The following is a 783-nucleotide window of genomic DNA, read 5'->3' on the forward strand; positions in this document are numbered from 1 at the left end:
ATGCGGTAGCGGAGGGTGTGGCGGTGGACGCCCAGGTCGGCCGCTGCCGCGTCCCACTGGCCGTGGCGGGAGAGCCAGGCGCGGAGGGAGGCGACGAGGTCGCCGCGGCCCGTCGCGTCGTGTTCGCGCAGGGCGCGCAGCAGCCCGTCGGCGAACGCCCTGACCGCGTCGTCGGCGAGCAGCGGCAGGACCGATCCGGCGGCCATGTGCTCGTGCTCCACCAGTACCCTCCCCCGCCGCCGCGCCACCGAAAGAGCCTGCTCGGCCTGCTTGTAGGCGGCGGACGCGGCGATCGGGCCGGCCGGCGCGGACAGTCCGACGACCAGTTCGTCGTCGTCGGCCTTGCGGGCCGCCTCCCGCGCGGCGGCGTGGTCGCAGCAGGCGGCCACGGCGGCGCCGCCGTCGCAGGCCAGTATCACCAGCCGGTTTCCCTCCGGCACGGCCAGGACCACCTCCCCGGAGTGGGCGGCGGCGGACTCCGCGACCTCGGCGAGGGTTCCGAGGGCGTCCCCGTTCGTCTCGCCCCCGGCGGCCACGATGATCCGGAAGGGCGCGTCGAGAAGGCCGCCGTACAGGTCGCCGGCCACCGCGCGGGCGTGGTCCGGCTCCCCGGCGAGCAGCATGCGCAGGACGGCGGCGCCGATGCGCTGCTCGGCGGCGTGCAGGGAGCGGGAGCGTTCCGTGGTCAGGGTGAGCAGGGCGATGGCGGAGTGGACCGCGTACCGCTCGGCGGTGCCGAGGGCGGCGGCCGTGCCGACGGCGAGCGCCGCGCGGGGGCGCCGG

The 783-nt window shown here is 77.5% G+C and carries 1 protein-coding gene; it reads right to left on the reverse strand.

All coding sequences use genetic code 11. From position 1 onward, the window contains the following. The coding region (locus B7767_RS42350; RefSeq protein ID WP_179167557.1) for a CdaR family transcriptional regulator at positions 1-783 on the reverse strand (783 nt) is incomplete at both ends.

The organism is Streptomyces sp. 13-12-16, from assembly GCF_002114215.1.
Lineage (GTDB): Bacteria > Actinomycetota > Actinomycetes > Streptomycetales > Streptomycetaceae > Streptomyces.